Origin of the sequence: Desulfolutivibrio sulfodismutans DSM 3696 (assembly GCF_013376455.1) — a bacterium.
In the GTDB taxonomy this organism is placed as follows: Bacteria; Desulfobacterota; Desulfovibrionia; order Desulfovibrionales; family Desulfovibrionaceae; genus Desulfolutivibrio; species Desulfolutivibrio sulfodismutans.
In genome coordinates this window covers 432,985-456,361 of record NZ_CP045504.1, presented here as the reverse complement: position 1 = coordinate 456,361, position 23,377 = coordinate 432,985, and the positions used below count along the sequence as shown (strand labels likewise).

Below are 23,377 nucleotides of genomic sequence, written 5' to 3'. Positions count from 1 at the left end.
TAACCAGAATATGACACGACGTATCCGCCTGCGCACCTGGTTTCCCGCTTTCTGCATCTATGTGACGGCCTTTGTGGTGGTCGCCTTTTTCAATATCGAAAAAATCACCCTGTGGGCCGAAGACCGTATCGAAGAGACCCACTCCTCACGCATCCTGCGCACCCTGCGCAGCGTGCGCGAATTCTATCGCAAATCTCCGGCCGCCGACCTGATGGCCGAGACGGACCACGCCCTGGCCCCGTTTTTTCACGACACGTACAAATCCACCCCGGTTTCAGGCGATGTCGCCACGACCGCAGGCCAGGCCCCCCGGCTGGAGGCCGAAGATCCCTACGAAGCCGTACGCCGTCCGACCATCAAAGACCTCCGCCCCCTGGACCGCGAGCAACTCCTGGCCGCCCTGGAAGGCCGGGAAACAGCAACGCCGCGCCTCGACCTGGAAGGGGACATGCCCGCCGATCCGGCCGTGCCGCCCACCGCCCCCGCCGCTGCCGCATCTCCGGAGCATGAACCCGTCACCTCTCTGACCCAGGCCCGCCTGGAACCGCCCCACAAGATCCTGGTGGTGGGCGACTCCCTGGCCATCGGCCTGGCCCTGTCCCTTCGCCGCGCCGTGAACGAATACCGGGACGTGACGCTCATCGAAGAGGGAAAGGTCTCCAGCGGTCTGGCCAACCCCAAATATTTCAATTGGGAAAACGCGCTCCAGACCTTCGTGGAGAAGTACGCCCCGACCATGGTGGTGGTCATGATGGGGGCCAATGACGCCAAATACATCAATTTGAACGAAAAGCCCCGGGAGCCCGGTTCGCAAAACAAGACCTGGGGCGAGGTCTTCGCCATGCGCATGGAGGCCTTCCTGGACATCCCGGCCAAGCGCAATCTGCCGGTGTTCTGGATCGGACTGCCGGTCATGGGCGACCCCACCTACGCCAGGCAGGCCCAGGCCATGAACGAAATCGTGCGCACGGAATGCGGCAAATATCCCAACTGCCGCTTTCTGGACACCTGGAACCTCCTGTGCGACCCCGAGGACACCTATGCCGCGTTTTTGAAAAACGACAAGGGGGCCAAGGTCAAGGTCCGGGCCAACGACAAAATCCATTTCACCGTCGCTGGCGGCGACATCCTGGCCCAGTCGTTCTTCGATCAGGCATCCAACCACGCCATCTTCCAGGAAAAATCCGATCAGACCGCTGAAACGGCGGCAGGCGGCCCGGCGGCTGCCCCCACCGGCGCCCCGTGACGCGGCCCACAGGCGGGCGATGTCCCCGGCCATGGCTCCATTTTTCCGCTTTTACCCCGATATTTTCCCACTTCCTGACACTCTGCCTGGTCGGCCTGTGGCTGCTGGCCGCCTCGGGTTGCGGCGATTCCCCGGAACCCGTCGACGTGACCCCCCGGGATCTCTTCCGGACCCGCGCCCCCAAAAAGGCGCCTCCCGTCATCCTTCTCGTCGGGGATTCCCTGTCCATCAGCCTGGCCGACACCCTGGACGGCGTCCTGAATGGCCACGGCAGCCGTCTGTTCCGGCTGGGCAAAGTGGGCGGCGGCCTGACCCGGCCGGAGCTTCTGGATTTCCCCCAGGCCCTCCCCGAACTTGTGCGCAACCACCGGCCGGATGTGGCCATTTTCATGATCGGGGCCAACGACGCCATGCCCCTGGTCACCGCCGACGGCACGCGGGTGCTCTTCGACTCCACCCCGTGGAAGGCGGCCTATGCCGCCGCCGCCGCACGCCTCATGGACATGGTCCTTGCCGCCAACCCCAAGGCCGCCATCTTCTGGGTCGGCGCGCCGCCCATGGCCGACCGGACCTTGAGCGCCGCCCTGCGCACCGTAAACGCCGCCTTGCGCGAGGCCTGCAGGTCCACCCCCCCCTGCCGTTTCATCGACACCTGGGAAACCTTCTCCGACGCCGAGGACGCCTACACCCCCACGGCCCGCGACCTCTCGGGCGCGCTGATTCCCCTGCGCACCGGCGACGGCGTGCATCTGACCGACGCCGGGGCCAGACGCCTGGCTGCCCGGGTGATCTCCGCCACGGGAGACGCCCTGCCCATTCCGCCCTCCCCGGCCCGGGACACCCTGTTTGCGGCCCTGACGGAGGCCACTCCCGTTCCCCAGGCCACGGCCGCACCGCCGCCGAGCGACGAAGGCCCCCGAAAACATGTGGTCCAACGCGGCGAGACCCTGGCCAGCATCGCCAGGCAGCACGGCCTGGCCCCGGACGCCCTGCGTCGGGCCAACAAGGGCCTGGACCCCAAAAAACTGCGCCCGGGCCAGACGCTGGTCCTGCCCTCGGGCGGCGACGGACCCTGAGGGCGTACCAGCCCTGAATCCACACCAGGCGAGAAGCGCACCGGCCGCCCCTGCCCTGGCCACCCAGCCGGACGTCCGGGGACATCCATGGTCCAAAGCGCGACGGGACTCCTTGTATTGGTGCTCATCGCCTGGCTTGTGAGCGAAAACCGGCGGGCTGTGCGGCTTTGGACCATCGTGGTGGGCATTGTCCTGCAGCTTGCGGTGGGCTTTTTATTCCTCAAGATTGCGGTCATCAAGGACGCCTTCCTGAGCCTGAACCGGCTGGTCATGGCCCTGGACACGGCCACTACGGCCGGAACCACCTTCGTCTTCGGCTTCCTTGGCGGCGCCCCCCTGCCCTTTGCCGAGACCGGCATGGGCAGCACCTTCGTCATGGCCTGCAAGGCCCTGCCGCTGATCCTGGTGGTCAGCGCCCTGTCGTCGCTCCTTTTTTACTGGCGGGTGCTCCCGGTCCTGGTCAAAGTGCTGTCCAAGGCGCTGCAAAAGACCATGGGCATCGGCGGAGCGCTTGGGGTGAGCGTGGCCGCCAACATCTTCGTGGGCATGGTGGAGGCCCCGCTGTTCATCCGCCCCTATCTGGCGAACATGACCCGCAGCGAACTGTTCGCAGTCATGACCGCAGGCATGGCCACCATCGCCGGGACGGTCATGGTGCTCTACGCCACCTTTTTGCAAAACGTCATTCCCGACGCCCTGGGGCATATCCTGGTGGCCTCGATCATCAGCGCCCCGGCGGCCATCCTGGTGTCCATGGTCATGATCCCCGAGACCGGAAAAATCACCGACGGCGAGATCGTTCCGCCCAACCCGGCCGCCGGGCCCATGGACGCCATCACCCGGGGGGCCTCGGACGGCATGGGGCTTCTGATCAACGTTACGGGCACGCTCATCGTGCTGGTGGCCATGGTCTCCCTGGCGGATCAGGCCCTGGGGCTTCTGCCCGATGTCATGGGCGCGCCGCTGACCCTGCCGCGCCTCTTCGGCTTCGTGTTCCGGCCCCTGGTGTGGGTCATCGGCGTGCCCTGGGCCGAGTCGGAAACGGCCGGAATGCTTATGGGCGTCAAGACCGCCTTAAACGAACTTTTGGCCTACCTGGAGATGTCGCGGCTTCCCGCCGACGCGCTGTCCGAACGCTCCCGGCTGATCATGACCTACGCCATGTGCGGCTTCGCCAATTTCGGCAGCCTGGGCATCCTGGTGGGCGGCATGGGGGCCATGGCCCCGTCCCGCCGGGGGGAGATCGTGGCCCTGGGCATGCGGTCGCTTGTGTCGGGCACCCTGGCCACGCTCATGACCGGGGCGGTGGTGGGCATCTTTCTCTAACATTCTGGCGGGTGCGGCCCGCCGCAGGCCGCCGCTGCGCCTCCCCTGCTGCGCATCCAACAAAAAGGCCGCGCTCCGCCCTGGACGTCCGGCCTTTTTTCGTTTTCAAAAGCCCTTGACCGGACCTTCGCATCTCGTTATGCTTTTTCTAACATATCAAACAACGACAACATTACCTGGGCAACCGCACCGATGCCATCCGCCTGGCTCCGGTTCCCCTGCGGAAGGGACGTCCCTGCTCGGACGTCCCTTGCCCAGGCTTCCCCACGACGCCCACCTTTTCCCGCTCCTCCAGCCCTCCCGCCCCGCGTCGGCATCGGCCGCACGGTCCTGTTCAACGGGAATCCTTCTCCGGGTCGCGCTCCTGCCGGTCCCGGCAGGGCATGTTCTTGTGCACCGGACGATCCTTGAGGGAACAGTACAGGGCCGCAAAGGTTCGGCAACTGCCCGAACCGTCCATGCCGTCCTTTTTCGGCCAGGAGGCGTACCGGCATCCCAGGTCGCAAAAACCGAGCGTGTCCGTGTTCATGTCGCCCCCGATCCTCTTTCGGCTTTAGGGAAAAAACCGTCCTGTGTCCCTGTCTCATCCCGGACACATGGGTTCTGGCCTGCCGCTGCATTGCGCCACCTCCCACCATACCTGCCAAGACGTTCAGGCGACGATATTGATCGGGAGGCGCGTTCCCTCAGGCCGGATTTTCCCCGGTGAAAAGCGTATACGCCTCGCCGGGAAAAAGAGACTGCGTCCTGGCCCCGGAAAAACCCGCCTGGGTCAGTACGTTCGCAAAGCCGTCCGGAGAGGGCAGGCTCCCCGCATCGGCCGTGACCGTCGACCACAGCATAAGCACCCGGGAGACGGGACCGCCGCCGCCCCGGCATACCGTGGTCACCGCCAGCCTGCCCCCCGGTTTCAGCCAGGACCGCAGTCGGGACAGCAGTTCGGGCCGCTCATCTTCCAAAAAGTAGTAGATGTTGTTGTGCAACGTGATCAGGTCGAACTCCCGGCCAAAAGACAGTTCGCGAACATCGTCATTGACCATCCGGCATCTGGCCGCAAAACCCTCCTGGCGGATGGACGCCGCCGCATTTTCAGCGACTTCGGGAACGCGTTCCACAGCCACGACCGTTGCCTCGGGATTGCGGCGCAGGGCCTCGCGCACGTAGACACCGGAGCCGCAGCCCACCTCCAACAACCGGAAAGGGCCGTTTGCGGGCACGAGTTTCCGGGTGACGGCCGTCAACACCGGCTCCAAGGTCCGCGACGACCGGGCGATGACCGAAGAAAAGGCCGCTGTCATCTCGGCCAGTCTTCGGGCATCGGATTCCCCGCCGGGCGCAACCGCCACACAGGCGACATGCAGCCCGGATATCTCCGAGGCCATGGCCCGCCAGGAGTCGTTCGCATCCTTGGCCAGCGCCTTGGCCAGAAAGCCTTTGAGCCTGTAGCGGCCGTTTTTCAGATCAAGCTCTTTCAGGGTGACGCCAAGGTCGAGCAGCGCTTCCAGGGCTGGATACCGGTCGGCGCCGATTCCCAAGGCCAGCCCCGTCTCGCCCAAAGCCGCACCGTCCGTTCCAAGCTTCTGTAAAAGCCCGAGTTCACCGGCGCGGGCCAGAAAACACACCCGATACAGTTCCGCGCTCGTCCGTTCAAGCCGTCTCACCAACCCGATCTGACCACTTTTGAGAAAATTCCACATTCCGCGTAGCGACAGCATTGGCTTTCCCTCTCCTGTTGCGCGTTCAACCGTTGACAAGTCCCCGCTCCCACATACGAATCTGGGCCTCCAGATCGTTTCGGACCTGAGCCGGATCAAACCCCGGCCCGCTCAGACCGCCCACAAGCTCCAGATAATAGGCGGCGAAAAAGGCCTTCCCGGCCAAGGCGGCGTCCACGTCCGGGGCGTATTCTCCCTGAGCCTTGGCCTCCTCCACAATGGCGCTCACGAGGGACACAAACCCCAGGACAGCATCCCGGACCCGCTCTCCCCAGTCACCGCCAAGAAAGAGCGACTCCTTGACCAGGGCGCGCGAGAGCTCGGGATTTTCGGCATAATAGGCATACAATGCCCCGGCCAGATGCAGCAGCCTGTCCCGGCAGGGGGCATCCCGTGGCGGCAGGCTGGCCACGGCGCGGCCGACGGTCTGCTCGAGATCCTCATGTAACGCCGCAGCCAGCAGGCTGGCCTTGTCCGGAAAATGGGCGAACACCGTGCCCTCGGCCACCCCGGCCCGCCGCGCCAATTCCCGGGACGGCGCCTGCCGATAGCCTTTCTCCAGATACAGTTCCTTGGCGGCCGCCAAAATGAGCCTGCGCGTTTCCGCAGAGGCCTGCTCCCTGCGCGTGGATTTTCTGTCCATGGACTCCCTCACGAGTTAGACCATTGAGTCGAGTAAAATCATTAAATGAGCTCACTCAATTTATGAGTTGACTAAACGAGAATGTTCCCGGCCGTCAAGGAGAACGTTGGCAAAAGCCCCATAAAAGACCGCGAAATACGCGGCGACACAGCGCGCTCTTTTCATCTGATTCTGCCGTGTTCACACGCTGCCGCACCAATCAGACCGCCGTGCGTCCGACAAGAGGGAATCCCAGATGCCACATCCGCCGACACCTGCCGGGCGCACCGGAACGGTCTGAGCAGTGGCTTCAAGCCGGTGCCTCACAGGAAAAGAAAATGCAAAAATTTAGTTGACAATGATAATCGCTTTCAATTAAGCAGGGACCAACGAAATCACAGGAAATCGCAACATCGAGGGAGGCAACCATGTGCGCATCGCTTATCGGCGGAATGGACCGGCTCAAGCGCGATTATATCGAGGCCGCAAAAGAGGGCGGCGTGACGCTCAAATGCTTCACCGGCAAGGAACGCGGCATCGCGGCCCAGATCGGCGAATCCGACCTGGTCATCGTCTTTACCAACAAGGTGTCCCACGAAGCCCGGCGCGAAGCGGCCAAGGCCGCCAAATCCCGCAACATCCCCCTGCGTATGCTGCACTCCTGCGGCGTCTCCTCCCTGCGGGATTGTCTGCGCGCCGAATAAACGCGGCCTTGAGATGAAATAACGAAGTCCAATGATTCCCCGTGGGCGTTCGTAACGCAGGACGGCTTAGCGTGCCGGGGAATGGCCGACTGAGCAAAACGTCCTTGAAACCGGAGAGATGCGTATGGGTACGGCTGATCGCATCATCCTTCTCAAGCAAAACGGGAAGGAGGCCTTCAACAAGGGTCGTTACGAAGACGCCCTGTATTACCTGGGGATGGCGGCGGATCGGGCCAGACTGATCGGCGCCCCGCTGCAGGAGGCGGACATCCGCAACATCATAGGCCTGGTCTTTCGGGATCTGGGCAATCCGTCCCAGGCGGAGATCCATTTCAAACTGGCCCTGTCGCTCATCGAGAAAAAGGCCGGGGACGACGCCCCCCTGTATTCCGACGTCACGGCCAACCTGAAGAATCTGCACAACGCCGCGGAAATGTGATGTTTTTCTCCCGGCCCTCCGGGAATAAACCAGGAGCATGCCACCCATGGTATCCACCGCTTCCATCTCGTCTCTGGGTTCCCTGCGGCCCTTTATCGAACGGGCTTTCCGCCGGAGCGCCCCGGTCAGGAGCGAGACCCCCGAGGTTCCCGCATCCTGCGCCGCCCCCCTGCCCCATCCTGTCCGAACGCCCCACGAAGGAGCCGCCATGGACCAGTCCTGATCCGGACACTGCCACGGATGCCGCCGGGAACCGCAACGGAGGCGGTCATCCCCCTGATTGTCGCCGCTTCCGTAAGCGCCGGGGATAGCGTGCTGTGAAATCACCAGGCAGCATCGCAATCATGCGGCGCGTCGGCGAAAGGAATCTCAATGACCGTGCAACATGGCGCGCCGTTTTTCCCCCATGACGGCGCATCACCTCTTTTCCCCCGACGTACTCCGGGAGGGCTTATGTACCTGGACAATACGGACGGGCCGGACCTCGACCGTCGAACGAAGCTGTGCGACTTCGCCTCGCGTGTATCGGAATCCGCCCTGTGTCTGCCTCATATGGTTCACCAACTCGCCGAATCCCTTGGTTGGGCCATCGACGCCAAGGATCCCTGCACCTGGTCCCATTCCGAAGATGTGGCCCGGGTTTCCCGACGCCTGGCCCTGGCCATGGGCCTTTCCCGGGAGATGGCCGAGGTCGTGCATGTGGCCGGCCATCTGCACGACATGGGAAAGATCGGCGTCCCGGACATGGTTCTGACCAAGCCCACGTCCCTGACCCGGGAGGAATGGGCCATGATCCGCGCCCATCCCGTGGTGGGGGCGCGCATCGTATCGCCCATCGCCCGGATGAATGAAACCGGGGTCACGGGCATGATTCTCTCCCACCACGAGCGGTACGATGGTCGCGGCTATCCCGACGGCCTGTGCGGCCAGGCCATCCCCCTCGGGGCGCGCATCATCGCCGTGGCCGACAGCCTCTCCGCCATGTTGCAGCGGCGGCCCTACCGGGAGTCCATCCCCTTCGACCAAGCCCGCGACGAAATCCTGCGCTGTCGGGAAACCCAGTTCGATCCCCTGGTGGTGGACGCCTTTTCGGACATCGCCGACAGCCTCGAAGCCCACTTCAGAAGCGACCGGCAACCCTGTTTCCCAGGCCCGGAGGCGCGCCTTTCTGGCCATCCGTCCCCCTGTGAAGCAAGGCCGGGCGCCGCCAGCCAGGATGCCCAGAAATGACCACCGAACCCAAGGCCCCAATGCACGGGGCATCCCCGTCGCGAACGCATTCGGCCGCAGCCGCCCGGGAAGGAGCGCTCTCCATGAACCCCATGGAAACCACGAACGACGAAACGCAGCAAACACTGAAGGATGCCAATTCCCGGACCAGGGTCTGCGTGAAACGGTTTATCCCCAAGATTCTCCTTGACGGCTGGGACGCCGTCGGCAGGATGGTGGAAAAAGTGAGCGTCAAAGCAAAAATGGCCGTGGTCCTGTTTTGCGTGATGATTGTCCCCACCGCGGTCATTTTATACCTGGTGGAATCCCATGCATCGCGGGACACGGCCCTGTATCTGGCGGCCTATCTGGCGGCCGCCCTGGCCCTGCTCAGTCCGCTGGCCGGATTCCTCAGCCGCTTTTTGGTCATTAAAGACATCCGCGAGATCAACGCCTTTTGCATGGAGGTCAAGCGCGGCAACTACGCGGTTCGATTCGACCTTCCCATGGAAGATGAGGAGGAGCACGACATCCTGCGCCTCAAGCGCAACCTGGACTGGATGACCCATCTGATCGGCTCCCGGGAGACCCGGCTTCGGGTGGAGTTGGAAAAGACCGACACCACCAAAAAAATGTTCGAGGAACTCTCCAACCGCGATCCCCTCACAGGACTCGGCAACCGCCGCCAGTTCGAGACCCGCATCCGCGAACTGGCCTGCCGCGCCCGCCATACCGGCCACCCCTTCCACCTCATGCTCATCGACTGCGACAAGTTCAAGCAGGTCAATGACGTGCATGGCCACCAGACCGGAGACATGGTTCTGACCCTGCTTGGGACCATCATTCGCGAATCCGTCCGGGAACAGGTGGATGGGTGCTACCGGCTCGGCGGGGACGAATTCGGCATCCTGTTGCCCACGCGCGACACCGAGGCCGCGCGCGTAGTCGGGGAGCGCATCCGCACCCGTTTCGCCGCATCGCAACAGTACGGTTGCACGGTGAGCATCGGCGGCGCAGCCTATCGGCCGCCCACAGGGCCCTGCCCCGACGCGGATGAAGAACTGCGCGACCTTGTCGCCCGAAGCGACAAGGTAGTGTACGCCGTAAAAAAAATCGGCGGCGACCGGGTTACCCTGGAGTAACGCCTCTTTTGCCGTTCTCAATCTGTCGCCAGATTAATCGTTGACAATGAGAATCAAAGTCTCTAATCAATCGTCACAAGGAATCGGTTCTCATTTTCAATGTCAAGCATAACCTCGCGTGCCCGGACGGCGCGCCCAAACCGTCCCGTCCGACAAAAGACTGTTGCCGTGTTCCGACATCCCCGCACCACGACACCACCGCAGGCCCTTCGGATCGGCGCCAGACGCACAGCCCCCCTGACCTCCACGGTTCGTTTCCGTGTTGACGCGAAGGACAGCGGCCCATGCAGGCTTCGGCAGTCAGGCTTCATTCAACCCCGCAATCTCTCTGTTGCAAGGAGGCGCACCATGGTCATGTCGATGAGAAAAATGTCCGTCAACCAATGCGGCCAGATCCGCCAGGTCACGGCCAGCGGCGAGATGGGACGCCGCATCCGGGACATGGGCCTGGTTCCGGGCACGGACCTGATGGTGGTCGGGAGGGCCCCCCTCCAGGATCCGGTGGCCTTGCGCATGAAGGGCTTCACCCTCTCGCTTCGCAACAGCGAAGCCGATTTCATTACCGTGGAGGCCAAATAGTCCATGTCACAGGCCCATATCCGCGCGGCCATGTCCGGCCAGCCCAATTGCGGCAAATCCACCATGTTCAACGCCATCACCGGCGGTTCGGCCAGGGTCGGGAACTATCCCGGCATCACCGTGGACCGTCTGGAGGGAACCTACCGGAAAAACGGCTATGAAATAAAACTGGTGGATCTCCCCGGCACCTATTCCCTGACCTCCTATTCCATGGAAGAAGTGGTGGCCAGAAACGTCATCGTGGACGAACATCCCGACGTGGTCATCAACATGGTGGACGCTACGGCCCTGGAGCGCAGCCTGTATCTGGCGGTGCAGTTCATGGAGATCGGCGCCCCCCTGGTCCTTGGCCTGAACATGATGGACGAGGTCAAGCGCAACGGCGTGGCCATCGACACCAAAAAGCTCTCCCAGCTTTTAAACGTCCCGGTGGTGGCCTGCACGGCCAGGCTTGGGCAGGGCCGCGAGGAGCTCATGGCCGAGGTGGTGCAGCTGGCCAAGGACACCAAGGGCCTGTGGAAGCCCATCCGCCTGTCCTACGGCCCGGACCTGGACCCGATCCTGGAGCGGATGGCCAAGCGCATTGAGGAAGAGGGGTTCATGACCGGCCGACACGACCCGCGCTGGGTGGCCATCAAATACCTCGAGGGCGACGAACTGGTCATTGAGGCCGGCCGGGCCGCCGGCCCCCTGTCCGCCGAGTTGGAGGCCGTCTGCGCCGAGGCGGAAAAAACCACCCGCTTAAACAGCAACACCACCCCCGACGCCATCATCGCCGACTGGCGCTACGGCTTCATCAACGGTCTGCTCAAACAGGGCGTGGTCACGGGTGGCGACGAGCTGCGGCGCAACATGTCCGACAACATCGACCGCGTGGTCACCCACAAGCTCCTCGGGCCGCTGATCATGGCCGGGATGCTGTGGGCCATGTTCTACATCACCTTCACCCTGGGGGCCTACCCACAGGGCTGGATCGAGGACGGCTTCACAGCCCTCTCCGACCTCGGGACCACCTACATCCCCGAAGGCTACGTCCAGTCCCTGATAGTGAACGGCATCATCGGCGGCGTGGGCGCGGTCATCGGATTCACCCCGCTGATCCTCATCATGTTCGCCATGCTCGTGTTCCTGGAAGACCTGGGCTACATGGCGCGTGTGGCCTACATGATGGACAAGGTCATGCGTATCTTCGGCCTGCACGGCATGTCGGTCATGCCGCTGATCATGTCCGGCGGCATCCCCGGCGGCTGCGCCGTGCCAGGCGTCATGTGCGCCCGCACCCTGCGCAGCCCCCGCGAACGCCTGGCCACCATCCTCACCGCCCCGTTCATGGTCTGCGGGGCCAAGACCACGGCCTACCTCATGCTCGTGGCCGCGTTTTTCCCGCAAAGCCCCACCGGGGCCATGTTCGCCGTGGTCATTGCGGCCTGGGCCTTCGTGCTGCTCGTATCGCGGCTTTTGCGCTGGACCGTGGTCAAGGGCGAAAGCACCCCGTTCGTCATGGAGATTCCCCCCTACCGCCTGCCCACCCTGCGCGGCGTGGCCGTGCATACCCTGGAGCGGGTCTGGCAGTACGTAAAAAAGGCCGGAACCGTGATCCTGGCCGTGTCCATCGTCATGTGGGCGGTCATGACCTTTCCGGAACTGCCCGAGGACACGGTAGCCAGCTTCGACGCCCGCCGCTCTATCGCCGAGGAGCAGGTCAAGACGGCCAATCCCCAGGCCACGGGCGAGGATCTGGACAAGCTCGTCTCCGACGCCCAGACCCCCATCACCGACGAACAAAACGAGGCGGCCCTACAGTATTCCGTGGGCGGCAGCGTGGGCAGTTTCCTCAAACCCGTCACGGATCTGGCCGGATTTCCCTGGCAGGCCAACATCGCGCTCATCGGGGCGTTTGCGGCCAAGGAGGTCTTCGTCTCCACCATGGCCACGGCCTATTCCATGGGCGAGGTCGACCCTGAAGACGCCACGTCCTTAAGCGACCGGCTGGCCGCCGATCCGGCCTGGACGCTTCCGGCGATCTTAAGCGTCTTCGTCTTCATGCTGCTGTATACCCCGTGCATGGTCACGGTGGTGTGCATCGCCAAGGAATCCAACTGGAAGTGGGCGCTTTTTTCCGTGGGCGGCTCCATGGCCTTCGCCTTCGTGATGGCGGTCGTGGTCTTCCACACCACCAAGCTATTCGTGTAACCATATGTTTTAAAACAACAATCCAAGAAGGCCCGGCCGATCCGAAAGGACTGGCCGGGCCTTTTTCCTTCCCGGAACCGGCGTGGTCCCGCCCTCCGCATCCGGCGGTTCTTTCCTTCCGCCCCGCAATGGGATATCGCCCTTGAGCGAACCCGGGTTCGCATCCTGCACAAGACGAACCCGGAACATCCAGGACGGACTTCGCCTGACAAGGGAGCAACAATGTCCGAACCGATTTGCTTGCGTCAGCTTCCGGTCAACACCCAGGCGGTCATCCATTCCGTGGCCGCCGCCGGGGAACTTGGCCGCCGCATACGGGACATGGGGATCGTCCCCGGAACGACAGTCCAGGTCATAGGCCGGGCCCCGCTTTACGATCCGGTGGCCCTGCGGCTGCGGGACTTCACCCTGACCTTGCGCAACAGCGAGGCCGACCACATCCTCGTGATCAGGCAGGATTGACATGACCGGGAACACCCTGACCATCGCCCTGGCCGGAAACCCCAACTCCGGCAAGACCACCATGTTCAACGCCCTGACCGGCTCCAGGCAGCATGTGGGCAACTATCCCGGCGTCACCGTACAGAAAAAGGAAGGCCGCCTGACGCATAACGGCGTGACCGTCCATGTGGTGGATCTGCCCGGCACCTATTCCCTGACCGCCTATTCCGCCGAGGAGCTTGCCGCGCGCAACTTCCTGGTGGACGAACGTCCGGAGATGGTGGTGAACATCCTCGATGCCGGGGCCCTGGAACGCAGCCTGTATCTGACCGTGCAGTTCCTGGAGCTGGGCGTGCCCGTGGTTCTGGCCCTGAACATGATGGACGAGGTCAAGAAACGGGGTATGCAGATCGACACCGGGCTTTTGTCCAGGCTTCTGCGCTCGCCGGTGGTGGAGACCGTGGCCAGGATCGGCGAGGGCAAGGAGCGGCTTCTGGACGCGGCCCTGGACTTCGCCAGGGGCAACCGCCGTCCCTGGGAACCGCTGATCTTGTCCTACGGCCCGGACGTGGACGCGGCGCTGGCGGAAATGACCGGCATCATCGAGGATGCGCGCTTTCTCGACGGCCGTCTGCCTGCCCGGTGGGTGGCCCTCAAACTCCTTGAGGGCGACCATGAGGTGGCGGGCATCTGCCGCCAGTCCGGAGCCGCCTACGACCGTCTGGCGGCCATCGTCGAACGCCTGGCCGGACACCTCGCGGCCACCATGAATTCCTATCCCGAGGCGCTCATCTCCGACTACCGTTACGGGTTCATCGCCTCGCTTCTCAAGCAGGGCGTGCTCAAAAAAGACGCCAGCCGGGAACGCATCGTCTATTCCGACAAGGTGGACCGGGTGGTCACGGATCGCTTCCTGGGGCCGCTTTTAATGCTCGGCGTGCTCTACGGCATGTTTGAGATGGTCTTTTTCATCGGCGAATATCCCATGGGCTGGTTCGAGGATTTCTTTTCCTGGCTGTCGGGGCTGGCCGCCGCCGTCATCCCCCCGGGGCAGATCCAGTCGCTGGTGGTCTCGGGGATCATCGGCGGCGTGGGCGGGGTGCTCGGGTTCGTGCCGCTGATCGTCATCATGTTCTTTCTTTTGTCCTATCTGGAAGACCTGGGCTACATGGCCCGCATGGCCTACATGCTGGACCGGGTGTTCCGGATCTTCGGGCTGCACGGCGGCTCGGTGATGCCCTTCATCATCTCCGGCGGCATCCCGGGCGGCTGCGCCGTGCCCGGGGTCATGGCCGCGCGCACGTTGCGCAGTCCCAAGGAGCGCCTGGCCACCATCCTGACTGCGCCGTTTATGGCCTGCGGGGCCAAGATACCGGTCTTCGTGCTGCTCGTGGGGGCCTTTTTCCCCCAGGGCGCGGGCACGGCCATGTTCTGGATCACCCTGGCCTCCTGGGGCGCGGCCCTGTTGGTGGCGAGGCTGTTGCGCTCCACCGTGATCCGGGGCCAGGCCACGCCGTTTTTGATGGAACTGCCGCCGTATCGCATCCCCACCCTGCGCGGGGTGCTCCTGCATACCTGGGAGCGGGCCTGGCAGTACGTCAAAAAGGCCGGGACCACGATCCTGGCCATCTCCGTCCTTCTCTGGGCGGCCATGACCTATCCCCAGCTTCCCCAGGACGTGGCCGACGGCTATGCGACCAGCCGCCGGACGCTCGCCGCCGCCCTGGAAGCCGCCGAAACCACGGCGGCCCCGGGACTGGACGGCGCGGCCCTGGCCGACCTGGAGGCGCGTCTGGCCGACATCGACAACAAAAAGGCCGAGGCCGCCCTGCGAAACTCCCTGGCCGGACGCCTGGGCACCGCCCTGGAGGACGTCACCCGGCTGGCCGGGTTCGACTGGCGGGTGAACATCGCACTTCTGGGCGGCATCGCGGCCAAGGAGGTCATCGTCTCCACCCTGGGCACCTCCTACGCCCTGGGCGAGGTGGACCCCGGGGAGGCCACGCCGCTGTCCGAGAAGCTGGCCGCCGATCCGGCCATGTCCAAAGCCTCGGCCCTGGCGCTGATCATCTTCACCATCCTGTACGCGCCGTGCTTCGTGACGGTGGTGGCCATGGCCCGGGAGGCGTCCTGGGGCTGGGCCGCCTTCGCCATGGTGTTCAATACGGGCCTGGGCTTCGCCGTGGCTGCGGCGGCGTATCAGATCGCGTCCAGACTTTAAAATAGTATCTATTGAAAATATATACTATTTTTCAATTTCCAGATGTTTCAATACGGGCCTGGGCTTTGCCGTGGCTGCGGCGGTGTATCCGTGCATTGGGCCGGGGGGAGATGCCTCCGGCGGCCAAAGGGGGCGAGCCCCCTTTGGAATCCCCAAATATAAAAAGGCCGGAAGAGACAAGTCCCTTCCGGCCTTTTCGTGATATGGCGAAGGAAGATTATTCTTCCCCGTACTTCTTGAGTTTTTTGTGCAGCGTGGCCCGGGTGATGCCCAAGACACGGGCGGCCTCGCTCTTATTGCCGCCGGTTTCTTTCAGCGTGGCCAGGATGGCCCGCTGTTCGATGTCTTCCAGCGGCTGTCCGGCCAGATCGGCCGGGTCATGTGCGATGCGCCCTCCCCCCGGCGGCATGTCCGGCACGGCGGCGGCCACCCCGGGCGGCAGTTCGCGCTCGGTCAGGTAGTCGCCGACCGCCAAAATGACCCCGCGCTCCACGGCGTTTTCCAGCTCCCGCACGTTGCCCGGCCACGGGTGGTGCAAAAGGGCCTCCCTGGCCCCGGGGGAGAATCCCTTGACGGATTTGCGGTTTTTTTTGGCGAACCGGTCCAGGAAATGCGCCGCCAGAAGCGGAATGTCCTCCCGGCGTTCCCGCAGGGGGGGCACGGCCAGCACCAGGACATTGAGGCGATAGTACAGATCCTCCCGGAACCGCCCGGCCTCCACCTCGGCCTTGAGATCCCGGTTGGTGGCCGCCAGGATGCGCACGTCCACGCCGATGGGCCGATCCCCGCCCAAGCGCTCGATCTCGCGTTCCTGGATGACCCGCAACAGCTTGGCCTGGGTGGCCGGGGATATCTCGCCGATCTCGTCCAAAAAGATGGTGCCCTTGTCGGCGGCCATGAACCGGCCCTCGCGCCGCCGGTCGGCCCCGGTGAAGGCCCCCTTTTCGTGGCCGAACAGTTCGGATTCCAGCAGGGTCTCGGCCAGGGCGGCGCAATTGACCGTGATCAGCGGCCCGTTTTTGCGCGGGCTGTTGGCGTGGATGGCCCGGGCCACCAGCTCCTTGCCCGTGCCCGACTCCCCGGTGACCAGGACCGTGGCCTCGGTAGGCGCGGCCAGGGCCGCCATGTCCAAAAGCTCTTTCATGGCCGGGCTTTGGCCGATGATCTCATCGCTTCGAAAGCCCTCGGCCAGCCGCTCCTTGAGCGCCCGGTTCTCGGTTCGCAGCCGCAGATGGTCCAGGGCCCGGTCCATGGTCAGGCGCAGCACATCCATGTCCAGGGGCTTGATCAAATAGTCGTAGGCCCCGTTTTTAAGCGCCGTAACCGCCGTCTCCACCGAGGAATAGGCGGTCATGATCAAAACCGGCATGGCCGGGTTGTATTCCTTGACCGCGCGCAGCACCTCAATGCCGTCCATCCCGGCCATGCGCACGTCGGTCAGGACGAGATCCCGGGGTTTTTCGCGGATGGCCGCCAGGGCCTTCTGGCCGCTTGAGGCCCCCTCCACCCGGAAATCCCAGCCCGAAAGCACTGTGGTCAGCATGGACAGATGTCCGGGATCGTCGTCCACCACCAAAATACTGGGCTTCATGGCTTCTCCTCATCATTGTCGCGGGCCAGGGGCAGATACATGGCGATCACCGTGCCGCCGCCCGGCCGGGGCGCGGCCCGCATCTCGCCGCCATGGGCCTCGACGAGCTTGAGCGCCACGGCCAGTCCCAGCCCGGTCCCCGTGGCCTTGGTGGTATAATAGGGGTTGAATATCTTGCCCATGTCCGCCGGGTCGATGCCCACTCCCTCGTCGGCGGTCTCCACAAAGCCCCGGCCGTCGTCGGAGACCCCAACGGTCACGGACAGCGTCCCGCCCGAGGGCATGGCCTGCACGGCGTTGAGCAAGACGTTTAAAAGCGCCTGGGAAAAGCGATCCGGATCGAGCAGGGCCGTTGGCGCGGCATCCAGGCCATGGGTGGCCACGCGCACGGAAGACGCCTCGGCGTCGGGGCGGATCAGGCGCAGGCAGTGCTCCACGGCCTCGCCCAGGGACACGGGACGGCGGGCCAGTTCCGAGGGCCGGGAATAGTCGATGAGCTCGGAGATGACCCGGTTTAAGCGGTCCACCTCCCGGACCATGACCTGGGCGGCCTTACGGTCCTCGCTGTCCGGGGCGAACTTACTGCCGAAATAGGAGGCGTAGCCCCGGATGGAGCTTAAGGGGTTCCTGATCTCATGGGCCACCCCGGCGGCCAGGTTGCCCATGGCGGCCAGCTTCTCGCGCCGCCGGACCTCCTCCTGGAGCGCCCGCACCTCGCGCAAGTCCCGAACCAGATAGAGCGTGCCCACCAGCCCGCCGTCCTCGGCCACGATACGGGTCACGCTCACCCCCAGCGGCACGGGACCGTCTCCGCCGAAATCAAACTCCCCCTCGCTCTCCTTGTGGCCGGAGGCCTCGCCGGACAGGACCGCCTCCGGGCCCGTCCCCAGTTCGAGCAGTCCCGGGGGCAAGACCTGGGCGGCGGGCCGCCCCACGACATCGGCGGACTTGCGCCCCAAAAGGGCCTCAAAGGAGGCGTTGACCATGGCCAGCATGCCCTCCGGATCGACCACGGCCAGTCCGGCGGGCATGGTGCCCACCACCTCCGAGGCGAAGGCCCGGGTGTCGCGTAAAAGCCGCTTGGACACCCGGTGGCTCTGGGCCCAGAAAAGCGACACCACGGCCGCGAACCCAAGCGCCAAAAGGGTGGCCGAGGTGACCAGGGTGCCCTGGAAATCCATGGACCGGGCCTGCTCGAAAGGACCGATGTCCATGCCCACGAACACGATCATCTCCGCATCCCGCAGGCTTTTTTGGGCGCCCTGCCCGTCGCAGTCCTCAGCGCACAAAAAGTCCGACTCGGTTTGGGGGGAGGGGGCGGGTTGCGCCGGGCACTCCATCCCGGGACGGCCGGGGGGGACGCCCCGGACCCCGGGGAGCGGGCCGTCGGACAGGTCCGGCGGGGCCGGGAACAGATCCCGGGGACCGGGGAAACGCCCCTGGCCGCGCCGCCTTTCCGGCCCGCCGCGCGGCAGAAACTCCCGGTAGACCAGAAAGGAACGCCTCCCGGTCCCCTCCTCCCGCACCACGCGCCATTTTTCCTCGCCAGTCGGGGCCAAAAGGGCCAGTTCCTCTGGCGGCAAAAACTGGCTGCCCACCAGGGACCGGTCGTCATGGGCCAGAATCTTTCCCGAACGGTCGGTGATGACGATATAAAAGATATCCCCCTGCCCGGCGGTCTCCACCAAAAGCCGTTGCAGGCCCGGCCCCCGCCCAAGCCCCCCCATCATGCCGGTACGGGTTCCGGCCTCAAGGGCCCGGATGATGGCCGCCCCCTTTTCGCGCAGGATGCGGGTGACGTATTCCTTTTCCCGGTTGACGTTGAGCACGGCCATGACCACCACCACGGCGGCCAGCACCGCCGCTGCGCCGAGCACGGCCCAGGGCGAGGCATAAATCCAGAAGGGACTGTTTTTTCGAAAGGGCTGCCAGAGGAATCGTCGGTGCTGCTGCTCGTTTTTCATACACATGGAAAGTTAATATACAATATTATCCCGGAGCCTGTAAAGAAAAAGGACACTCGGGGGAACGATACGGGCTCCACGCTGAAGCACCTTCCAGGTGTTTGCAGGAAGCATGAAAGCTCCCGAGACTGTCGCCGCCTCGAAGATCACGAGCCGGTCGCGACCATGCTGCGTCATCTGAAACAACGCCCTGCATCCACGAAAAACAGGGCTTTCAAGATGTTCGTGGGGAACTCCCGTCCCGCGAACGGGAAGGACGCGATCCGGAAAGGCCCAAATACGCAAACCATTCGCAAAACCGTGAAAATTGCTTCCTTTCTTTGCCAAAACGCCACATTTCAATTACACATGGAAAAAGTGGGAATAGTACGGGCATCACGACATGGGGAGGAAGCGACATGAAAAATCTGGCGCTCGGAACGAAACTGGTCGGGGCCTTCGTCCTGGTTTCGCTTCTGACCATCCTGGTGGGCATCATGGGGCTGCGCGGCCTTGGCGACGTGACCGGCCGTCTGCGGGCCATCACCGACGAAAACGCCCCGGCCCGCGAGGCCCTGCAAGGGATCAACCAGGCGGCCGAATCCCTGCGCGTGGCCCAGCGCACCCTGCTCATCCAAAACCTGGACCAACAGACCCGGGACCGGCAGTACGCCAATATGGACCGCACCCTGGCCCAGGCCCGAAGCGCCTTCGCGGTCTTTGACAAGAAGGCCAGAACCCCCTCCGAAGACGCCCTGTGGAGACGCTTCGGCGAGACATGGACCCAGTGGCTGGCCATCAATGAAGCGGCCATGTCCGCCTCCCGCCGCCTGGACGCCACGGGCATTCTCGATCCCACGGAACTGCGGCGCAAGATGGAGCTGTTTCGGGCCGACCACTACCGGCTCCTCAACTCCCTTAACGAACTGCTTCTGATAGACAAATCCTTCGACGGCGGCACGGACCCCACGGCCTGCAACTTCGGCCGCTGGCTGGCGGGAGGGGCTTCGTCCATCAAAAATCCCGCCATCCAGGGCGCGCTGCGGGAGATCATTCCCTTCCACAACCAGTTCCACGCCGCCATCAAACGGATCAAGGACATGGCGGCCTCAGGCGTCTCCCGCCAGGACATCCTGCGCTTTTACCAGGACGAGGCCATGGCCCCGGTGGGCAAGACCTTTGAAATTTTTCAAAAGCTGTCCCAGGAGGTCGATGTCTCCGAGAAGCAGTACCAGGTCGTCTCCCAAGAGGTCATGGTCGCCCTGCTGGAGAAGCAGCGCCAAACCCTGGAGCTTCTGGGGCAGCTCTTGGAGAGCAACACCACGGACAGCAGACAGGCCGAGATCCAGGCCAACGAGGCCGCAACCTCAGCCCGGGCCGTCTCCATAACCGGCATGGCCCTGGGGGCTGTCCTGGCCCTAGCGCTTGGGGTGCTTTTGGCCCGGGCCATCACCCGGCCCATCCTCCAGGCCGTGCGCGTGGCCCAAAACATTTCCCGGGGCGACCTGACCACGGAGCCGGACATCCGGCAAAAAGACGAGATCGGCCAGTTGGCCGACGCCCTGCGGGACATGATCACCCGGTTGCGGGAGACCGTGCGCGAGGTGCTCACGGGTGCGGAGAACACGGCCTCGGGCAGTGAAGAGCTTTCCAGCGCGGCCCAGGACATCTCCCACGGGGCCTCGGAACAGGCCGCCTCGGTGGAAGAGGTGTCCTCGTCCATGGAGCAGATGGCTTCCGCCATCCGGCAGAATTCCGAAACCGCCCTGCGCACGGAGAAGATGGCCATGACCGCGGCTGCGGGCGCCCGGGAAGGCGGTGAAGCCGTGGCGGCCACGGTTTCGGCCATGAAAGAGATCGCCCAAAAAATTGGCATCATCGAAGAAATCGCCAGGCAGACGAACCTGTTGGCCCTCAATGCCGCCATTGAGGCCGCCCGGGCCGGGGAACACGGCAAGGGGTTCGCCGTGGTGGCTGCCGAGGTGCGCAAACTGGCCGAGCGCAGCGGCGCGGCGGCCGGGGAGATCGGCGAGTTGTCCGGATCAAGCGTGGCCATCGCCGAAAAGGCCGGAGAGCTTTTGTCGCGCATCGTGCCCGACATCGAGCGTACGGCCGGGCTCATCCAGGAGATCGCCGCCGCAGGACGGGAGCAGGATGCCGGGGCGGAGCAGATCAACAAGGCCGTGCGGCAGTTGGATCAGGTGGTGCAGCAAAACGCCTCGGCCTCGGAAGAAATGGCCTCCACCTCCGAGGAGTTGTCCAGCCAGGCCATGAATCTGCAATCCACCGTGGCCTTTTTCCGCCTCGACGGAACCGATTCGCGGCTCATGCTTTCGGGCGCAGCACCGGCCAGGCCAAAAAATCGCGGTTGACCTTGAACCCCACGCCCACCGCCCCCTTGCCCAGATACAGGACATAGGCCCAGGCGGGATCGTAGAAGCTGGTGGTTGCGGACCAGAACCCATCCCCGAGGTTGCGGAAGGGATGCCCGCCGGGCAGGGCCGGAAAGGCCCGGGACAGGTCGGTCAAAGATTCCAACTCGTTGATGTCCGGCAACCGCCAGGGACGCCCGTCCCGGACGGCGAATGCGGCCACGTCGGCCAGGGCCCGGCCCCAGTCGCAGGGCTCGGGAGGTTCTTCCGCCTCCCCAGCCCCGATGGGTCGCGACAGCCAGGAGAGCCCCGTCAGCCGGTCGAACACCACGTCGGCCCCTTCCCCCCCCTCCCCGGGGACAAACCGGGGAGTGGGCCAGGCCAGCCCGTGCCGCGTCTCGCCGTCCTGGCCGCTCCCGGCGCAGGGGATCACCTCCCCGGCCGTGTCGAAGCAGGCCGTCTGTCCGGTGGCGGCCAGACCATGGCTGTCGCCGCACACGGGCCACAGCAGGCAATAGCGGTCCTTGCGCTCATAAAAGACCCGAGCGCCTTCCAAATGGACATACCAAGCGTGAGCCGGAGAACCGGCAAAGGACGTGGAGGTCCAATAACGGCCGAAAAAGACGTTGCGGAAGGGATGTCCGGGCCACAGGGCGGGATTTTTGGCGCCGTGGCATAAAATGCTGCGCAGCTCCCGGCGGTTGGGCATCCGCCAGTCGCGCCTGCCGTGGGCCGCCGCCGCATTCAAGCCGACCACGGCGGAAAGCGCCTCCGAAAACGAGACCGGGTAGCCCAGGGCGTCGGCAGCCGGATGCCAGAGCAGGCCGGTCAGCCTATCCCGCACCGTATCGTCCGGAGTGACCACAAAGCGGCCCCGGTTTTCCCGTCCCGGCTCCCGGCCGTCCCCGTCCTGCCCGGGTCCCGGGCAGGGCATGGCCTGTCCGGCAAGATCGCGGCATTCCGCCATGCCCGTGGGCAACGGCGGGGACATCTGTCCAGGCGGCACAGCGGCCGGGGAAGACACGTTCATGATCAACGCATATCCCACTGCCCCGGGCGGAGCAAATCCCCGCCCGGGGAGCCCTGGCCGAATCTATTTGGGCACGGGCAGAAGCTCCCGGGGAATCCCCAGATTATGGAGCTGCTCCACGCGACGCATGGAGGCCCGATCCCGCTTGATGAGGCGGCTGACCGTGGAATGCGCCACGCGCAGTTTCGCGGCGATTTCGAAAAGGTCCATGCCATGGAACACCAGCCAGGTGCGCAATGCCCGTTCCCGGTCCACAGCGGTCAAATCAAGATTCAAGTTCATGATTGTCTCCTTCGGCAACACCGTTGTTTCCGTAAATCTTAATCCCACCGCGGCCTTCTGCCATGCGTATTGTCCCGTTGCCGCACGCATCAATCGTCGACGCCGTCCAGGCCCCCGGGCGCAAGCCTGACCCCGTACAGGCCGACGCCGCGCGGGTCGCAGGCAGATGCGTCCCTTTGCGGCGCGACGGCCATGGCCCGCGTCAGCCGCACGGCGACCCCTCCGTTCTCAAACAGTTCTTCGATGAACACCGCCCCAAGCTGGCAAATGCGCACTTCCGGGCGTCCGGGCGCAGGAGGTTGCGAGGGGTCGAAAAAAGACATCCTGACGATCCTGGGACTCTCTTCCTGGATCTGATGGCGCCCCCCCTGGACGGCCCGGCAGGCCTCGTCCCAGTACGCCTCGGGATCCGCCGCAAGCCGCAGTCGGGCCTGGTCGAAAAGAGACCCCGTGGCGTTCGGCTCTTCGTCTACAGCTACCCACTCCCCCACCGTTACGAAATAGCCTTCCCCGATCCTAGCCTGCGAAGCGAGAGACGCGCCCGATGCGCCGAGCGCCTTCCGGGCGACGGGAAACATCCCTCCCGGGGACATCTCGCCAAACCGTCCGGGTGAAAGAACCAACCGCCTGCCCACATCCTGTTCGCCGTACCCTGAAACCCGGATCGAGGCCGCCTCACACCCGCTTTGCGTATCGAATACCCCATTCCCGCGAAATCGCGCATCCGGTTCGCAGGCGTCATCCCAGGTGAATCCGGCTGGGAGAACCAGAAGGGCAAGATCTCCCGAGGCGTCGGAACAAAACACCTCCGCCCTGGCCGAGGCGCTGACGTCGGCAGAGCTCTGTCCCAAAAGGCCCCCCAAAAAAAGGTTCACCGGATTGCCCCGGGCTTCCGTGCGCCCGGTGGTCACCTGGATTTGATCCGGCCCGGCCGTATCCTGGGCAACGTCCCACAAAAACGCCACATCCGAATCCCGCACGGCCAGATCGGGAAAATCCTCCCGGCGTAACGCCTTCTGGGCGGCCTGCACCGTTGCGTCGCGCGCGGCGTCGATATTTTGGCCGCCTCTGACAAGCATTGCCGCCCCCATCAGGGCCCCGGCTTCCGCAGCCCGTTGCAAAGCGGCCTTGCGGTGGTGGAGATAGGTATAATCCACGGCCAGGGCGGAAAACCCGGCCAGAAGGACCAGGGACAAGGCCACCATGAGGCTGGCGCTCCCAGCCTCCAGCCGACGGCACGGCACGG

At 64.4% G+C, this 23,377-nt stretch carries 21 protein-coding genes; 13 read left to right on the top strand and 8 right to left on the bottom strand.

Going from position 1 to position 23,377, the window contains the following annotated elements; translation table 11 throughout:
- The first annotated feature begins 10 nt into the window (after positions 1 to 10).
- The 3 genes from GD606_RS02045 to GD606_RS02035 all read left to right on the top strand — a co-directional run bounded on the left by GD606_RS02045 (position 11) and on the right by GD606_RS02035 (position 3,648).
- Positions 11 to 1,246 carry an SGNH/GDSL hydrolase family protein gene (locus tag GD606_RS02045; protein WP_163303198.1) on the top strand — a complete coding sequence of 412 codons (1,236 nt, stop codon included), beginning with the start codon at positions 11 to 13 and terminating at the stop codon, positions 1,244 to 1,246.
- Positions 1,243 to 2,322: a DUF459 domain-containing protein gene (locus GD606_RS02040; RefSeq protein ID WP_163303199.1), complete on the top strand. Its 1,080-nt coding sequence runs from the start codon at positions 1,243 to 1,245 to the stop codon at positions 2,320 to 2,322. Before GD606_RS02045 ends, GD606_RS02040 begins: the two co-directional genes overlap by 4 nt.
- Positions 2,323 to 2,409: 87 nt before the next feature.
- The gene (locus tag GD606_RS02035; protein ID WP_163303200.1) at positions 2,410 to 3,648 is read left to right on the top strand and encodes a NupC/NupG family nucleoside CNT transporter; all 1,239 of its coding nucleotides are present in this window, start codon (positions 2,410 to 2,412) and stop codon (positions 3,646 to 3,648) included.
- Between the two features lie 334 nt (positions 3,649 to 3,982).
- On the opposite strand, the gene GD606_RS02030 is transcribed toward GD606_RS02035, so the two are convergent.
- The 3 genes from GD606_RS02030 to GD606_RS02020 all read right to left on the bottom strand — a co-directional run bounded on the left by GD606_RS02030 (position 3,983) and on the right by GD606_RS02020 (position 6,006).
- Positions 3,983 to 4,177 (bottom strand): hypothetical protein, encoded by a 195-nt coding sequence (locus GD606_RS02030; protein ID WP_163303201.1) that lies wholly within the window; start codon positions 4,175 to 4,177, stop codon positions 3,983 to 3,985.
- Positions 4,178 to 4,334: 157 nt separating this feature from the next.
- On the bottom strand, positions 4,335 to 5,363 hold the full coding sequence (locus GD606_RS02025) for a class I SAM-dependent methyltransferase (RefSeq protein WP_163303202.1): 1,029 nt from the start codon (positions 5,361 to 5,363) through the stop codon (positions 4,335 to 4,337).
- Positions 5,364 to 5,388: 25 nt separating this feature from the next.
- Positions 5,389 to 6,006 carry a TetR/AcrR family transcriptional regulator gene (locus GD606_RS02020; RefSeq protein WP_163303203.1) on the bottom strand — a complete coding sequence of 206 codons (618 nt, stop codon included), beginning with the start codon at positions 6,004 to 6,006 and terminating at the stop codon, positions 5,389 to 5,391.
- Positions 6,007 to 6,413: 407 nt separating this feature from the next.
- On the opposite strand from GD606_RS02020, the gene GD606_RS02015 reads away from it, so the two are divergent.
- The 9 genes from GD606_RS02015 to feoB (GD606_RS01975) all read left to right on the top strand — a co-directional run bounded on the left by GD606_RS02015 (position 6,414) and on the right by feoB (GD606_RS01975) (position 14,913).
- Positions 6,414 to 6,689: a DUF2325 domain-containing protein gene (locus tag GD606_RS02015; RefSeq protein WP_163303204.1), complete on the top strand. Its 276-nt coding sequence runs from the start codon at positions 6,414 to 6,416 to the stop codon at positions 6,687 to 6,689.
- A 124-nt stretch (positions 6,690 to 6,813) separates the two neighbouring features.
- Positions 6,814 to 7,128 (top strand): tetratricopeptide repeat protein, encoded by a 315-nt coding sequence (locus GD606_RS02010; protein ID WP_163303205.1) that lies wholly within the window; start codon positions 6,814 to 6,816, stop codon positions 7,126 to 7,128.
- Positions 7,129 to 7,174: 46 nt separating this feature from the next.
- Positions 7,175 to 7,351, top strand: a complete 177-nt coding sequence (locus tag GD606_RS02005; protein WP_163303206.1) for a hypothetical protein — start codon at positions 7,175 to 7,177, stop codon at positions 7,349 to 7,351.
- 230 nt (positions 7,352 to 7,581) lie between these two features.
- A complete protein-coding gene (locus GD606_RS02000) occupies positions 7,582 to 8,358 on the top strand; it encodes an HD-GYP domain-containing protein (protein ID WP_176629184.1) in 777 nt (258 codons plus the stop codon).
- A gap of 83 nt (positions 8,359 to 8,441) precedes the next feature.
- On the top strand, positions 8,442 to 9,479 hold the full coding sequence (locus GD606_RS01995; protein ID WP_163303207.1) for a GGDEF domain-containing protein: 1,038 nt from the start codon (positions 8,442 to 8,444) through the stop codon (positions 9,477 to 9,479).
- A gap of 348 nt (positions 9,480 to 9,827) precedes the next feature.
- Positions 9,828 to 10,058, top strand: a complete 231-nt coding sequence (locus tag GD606_RS01990; RefSeq protein WP_163303208.1) for a FeoA family protein — start codon at positions 9,828 to 9,830, stop codon at positions 10,056 to 10,058.
- Between the two features lie 3 nt (positions 10,059 to 10,061).
- The gene (gene feoB / locus GD606_RS01985; protein WP_163303209.1) at positions 10,062 to 12,251 is read left to right on the top strand and encodes a ferrous iron transport protein B; all 2,190 of its coding nucleotides are present in this window, start codon (positions 10,062 to 10,064) and stop codon (positions 12,249 to 12,251) included.
- 222 nt (positions 12,252 to 12,473) lie between these two features.
- The gene (locus GD606_RS01980; RefSeq protein WP_163303210.1) at positions 12,474 to 12,713 is read left to right on the top strand and encodes a FeoA family protein; all 240 of its coding nucleotides are present in this window, start codon (positions 12,474 to 12,476) and stop codon (positions 12,711 to 12,713) included.
- Position 12,714: 1 nt separating this feature from the next.
- On the top strand, positions 12,715 to 14,913 hold the full coding sequence (gene feoB, locus GD606_RS01975) for a ferrous iron transport protein B (RefSeq protein ID WP_163303211.1): 2,199 nt from the start codon (positions 12,715 to 12,717) through the stop codon (positions 14,911 to 14,913).
- 217 nt (positions 14,914 to 15,130) lie between these two features.
- Here feoB (GD606_RS01975) and GD606_RS01970 read toward each other — a convergent pair whose 3' ends face one another.
- Positions 15,131 to 16,504, bottom strand: a complete 1,374-nt coding sequence (locus GD606_RS01970; protein WP_163303212.1) for a sigma-54-dependent transcriptional regulator — start codon at positions 16,502 to 16,504, stop codon at positions 15,131 to 15,133.
- Entirely contained in the window at positions 16,501 to 18,474 is a 1,974-nt protein-coding gene (locus GD606_RS01965; RefSeq protein WP_246298932.1) for an ATP-binding protein, read from the bottom strand. Before GD606_RS01965 ends, GD606_RS01970 begins: the two co-directional genes overlap by 4 nt.
- A 392-nt stretch (positions 18,475 to 18,866) precedes the next feature.
- On the opposite strand from GD606_RS01965, the gene GD606_RS01960 reads away from it, so the two are divergent.
- Positions 18,867 to 20,819: a methyl-accepting chemotaxis protein gene (locus GD606_RS01960; RefSeq protein WP_163302686.1), complete on the top strand. Its 1,953-nt coding sequence runs from the start codon at positions 18,867 to 18,869 to the stop codon at positions 20,817 to 20,819.
- On the opposite strand, the gene GD606_RS01955 is transcribed toward GD606_RS01960, so the two are convergent.
- The 3 genes from GD606_RS01955 to GD606_RS01945 all read right to left on the bottom strand — a co-directional run bounded on the left by GD606_RS01955 (position 20,773) and on the right by GD606_RS01945 (position 23,375).
- A complete protein-coding gene (locus GD606_RS01955) occupies positions 20,773 to 21,849 on the bottom strand; it encodes an Lcl C-terminal domain-containing protein (RefSeq protein WP_163302685.1) in 1,077 nt (358 codons plus the stop codon). The two genes, GD606_RS01960 and GD606_RS01955, sit on opposite strands and share 47 nt — an antisense overlap.
- A 63-nt stretch (positions 21,850 to 21,912) precedes the next feature.
- The gene (locus GD606_RS01950; RefSeq protein WP_163302684.1) at positions 21,913 to 22,131 is read right to left on the bottom strand and encodes a transcriptional regulator; all 219 of its coding nucleotides are present in this window, start codon (positions 22,129 to 22,131) and stop codon (positions 21,913 to 21,915) included.
- 89 nt (positions 22,132 to 22,220) lie between these two features.
- Positions 22,221 to 23,375, bottom strand: a complete 1,155-nt coding sequence (locus tag GD606_RS01945) for a pilus assembly protein TadG-related protein (protein WP_163302683.1) — start codon at positions 23,373 to 23,375, stop codon at positions 22,221 to 22,223.
- Positions 23,376 to 23,377 lie beyond the last annotated feature (2 nt).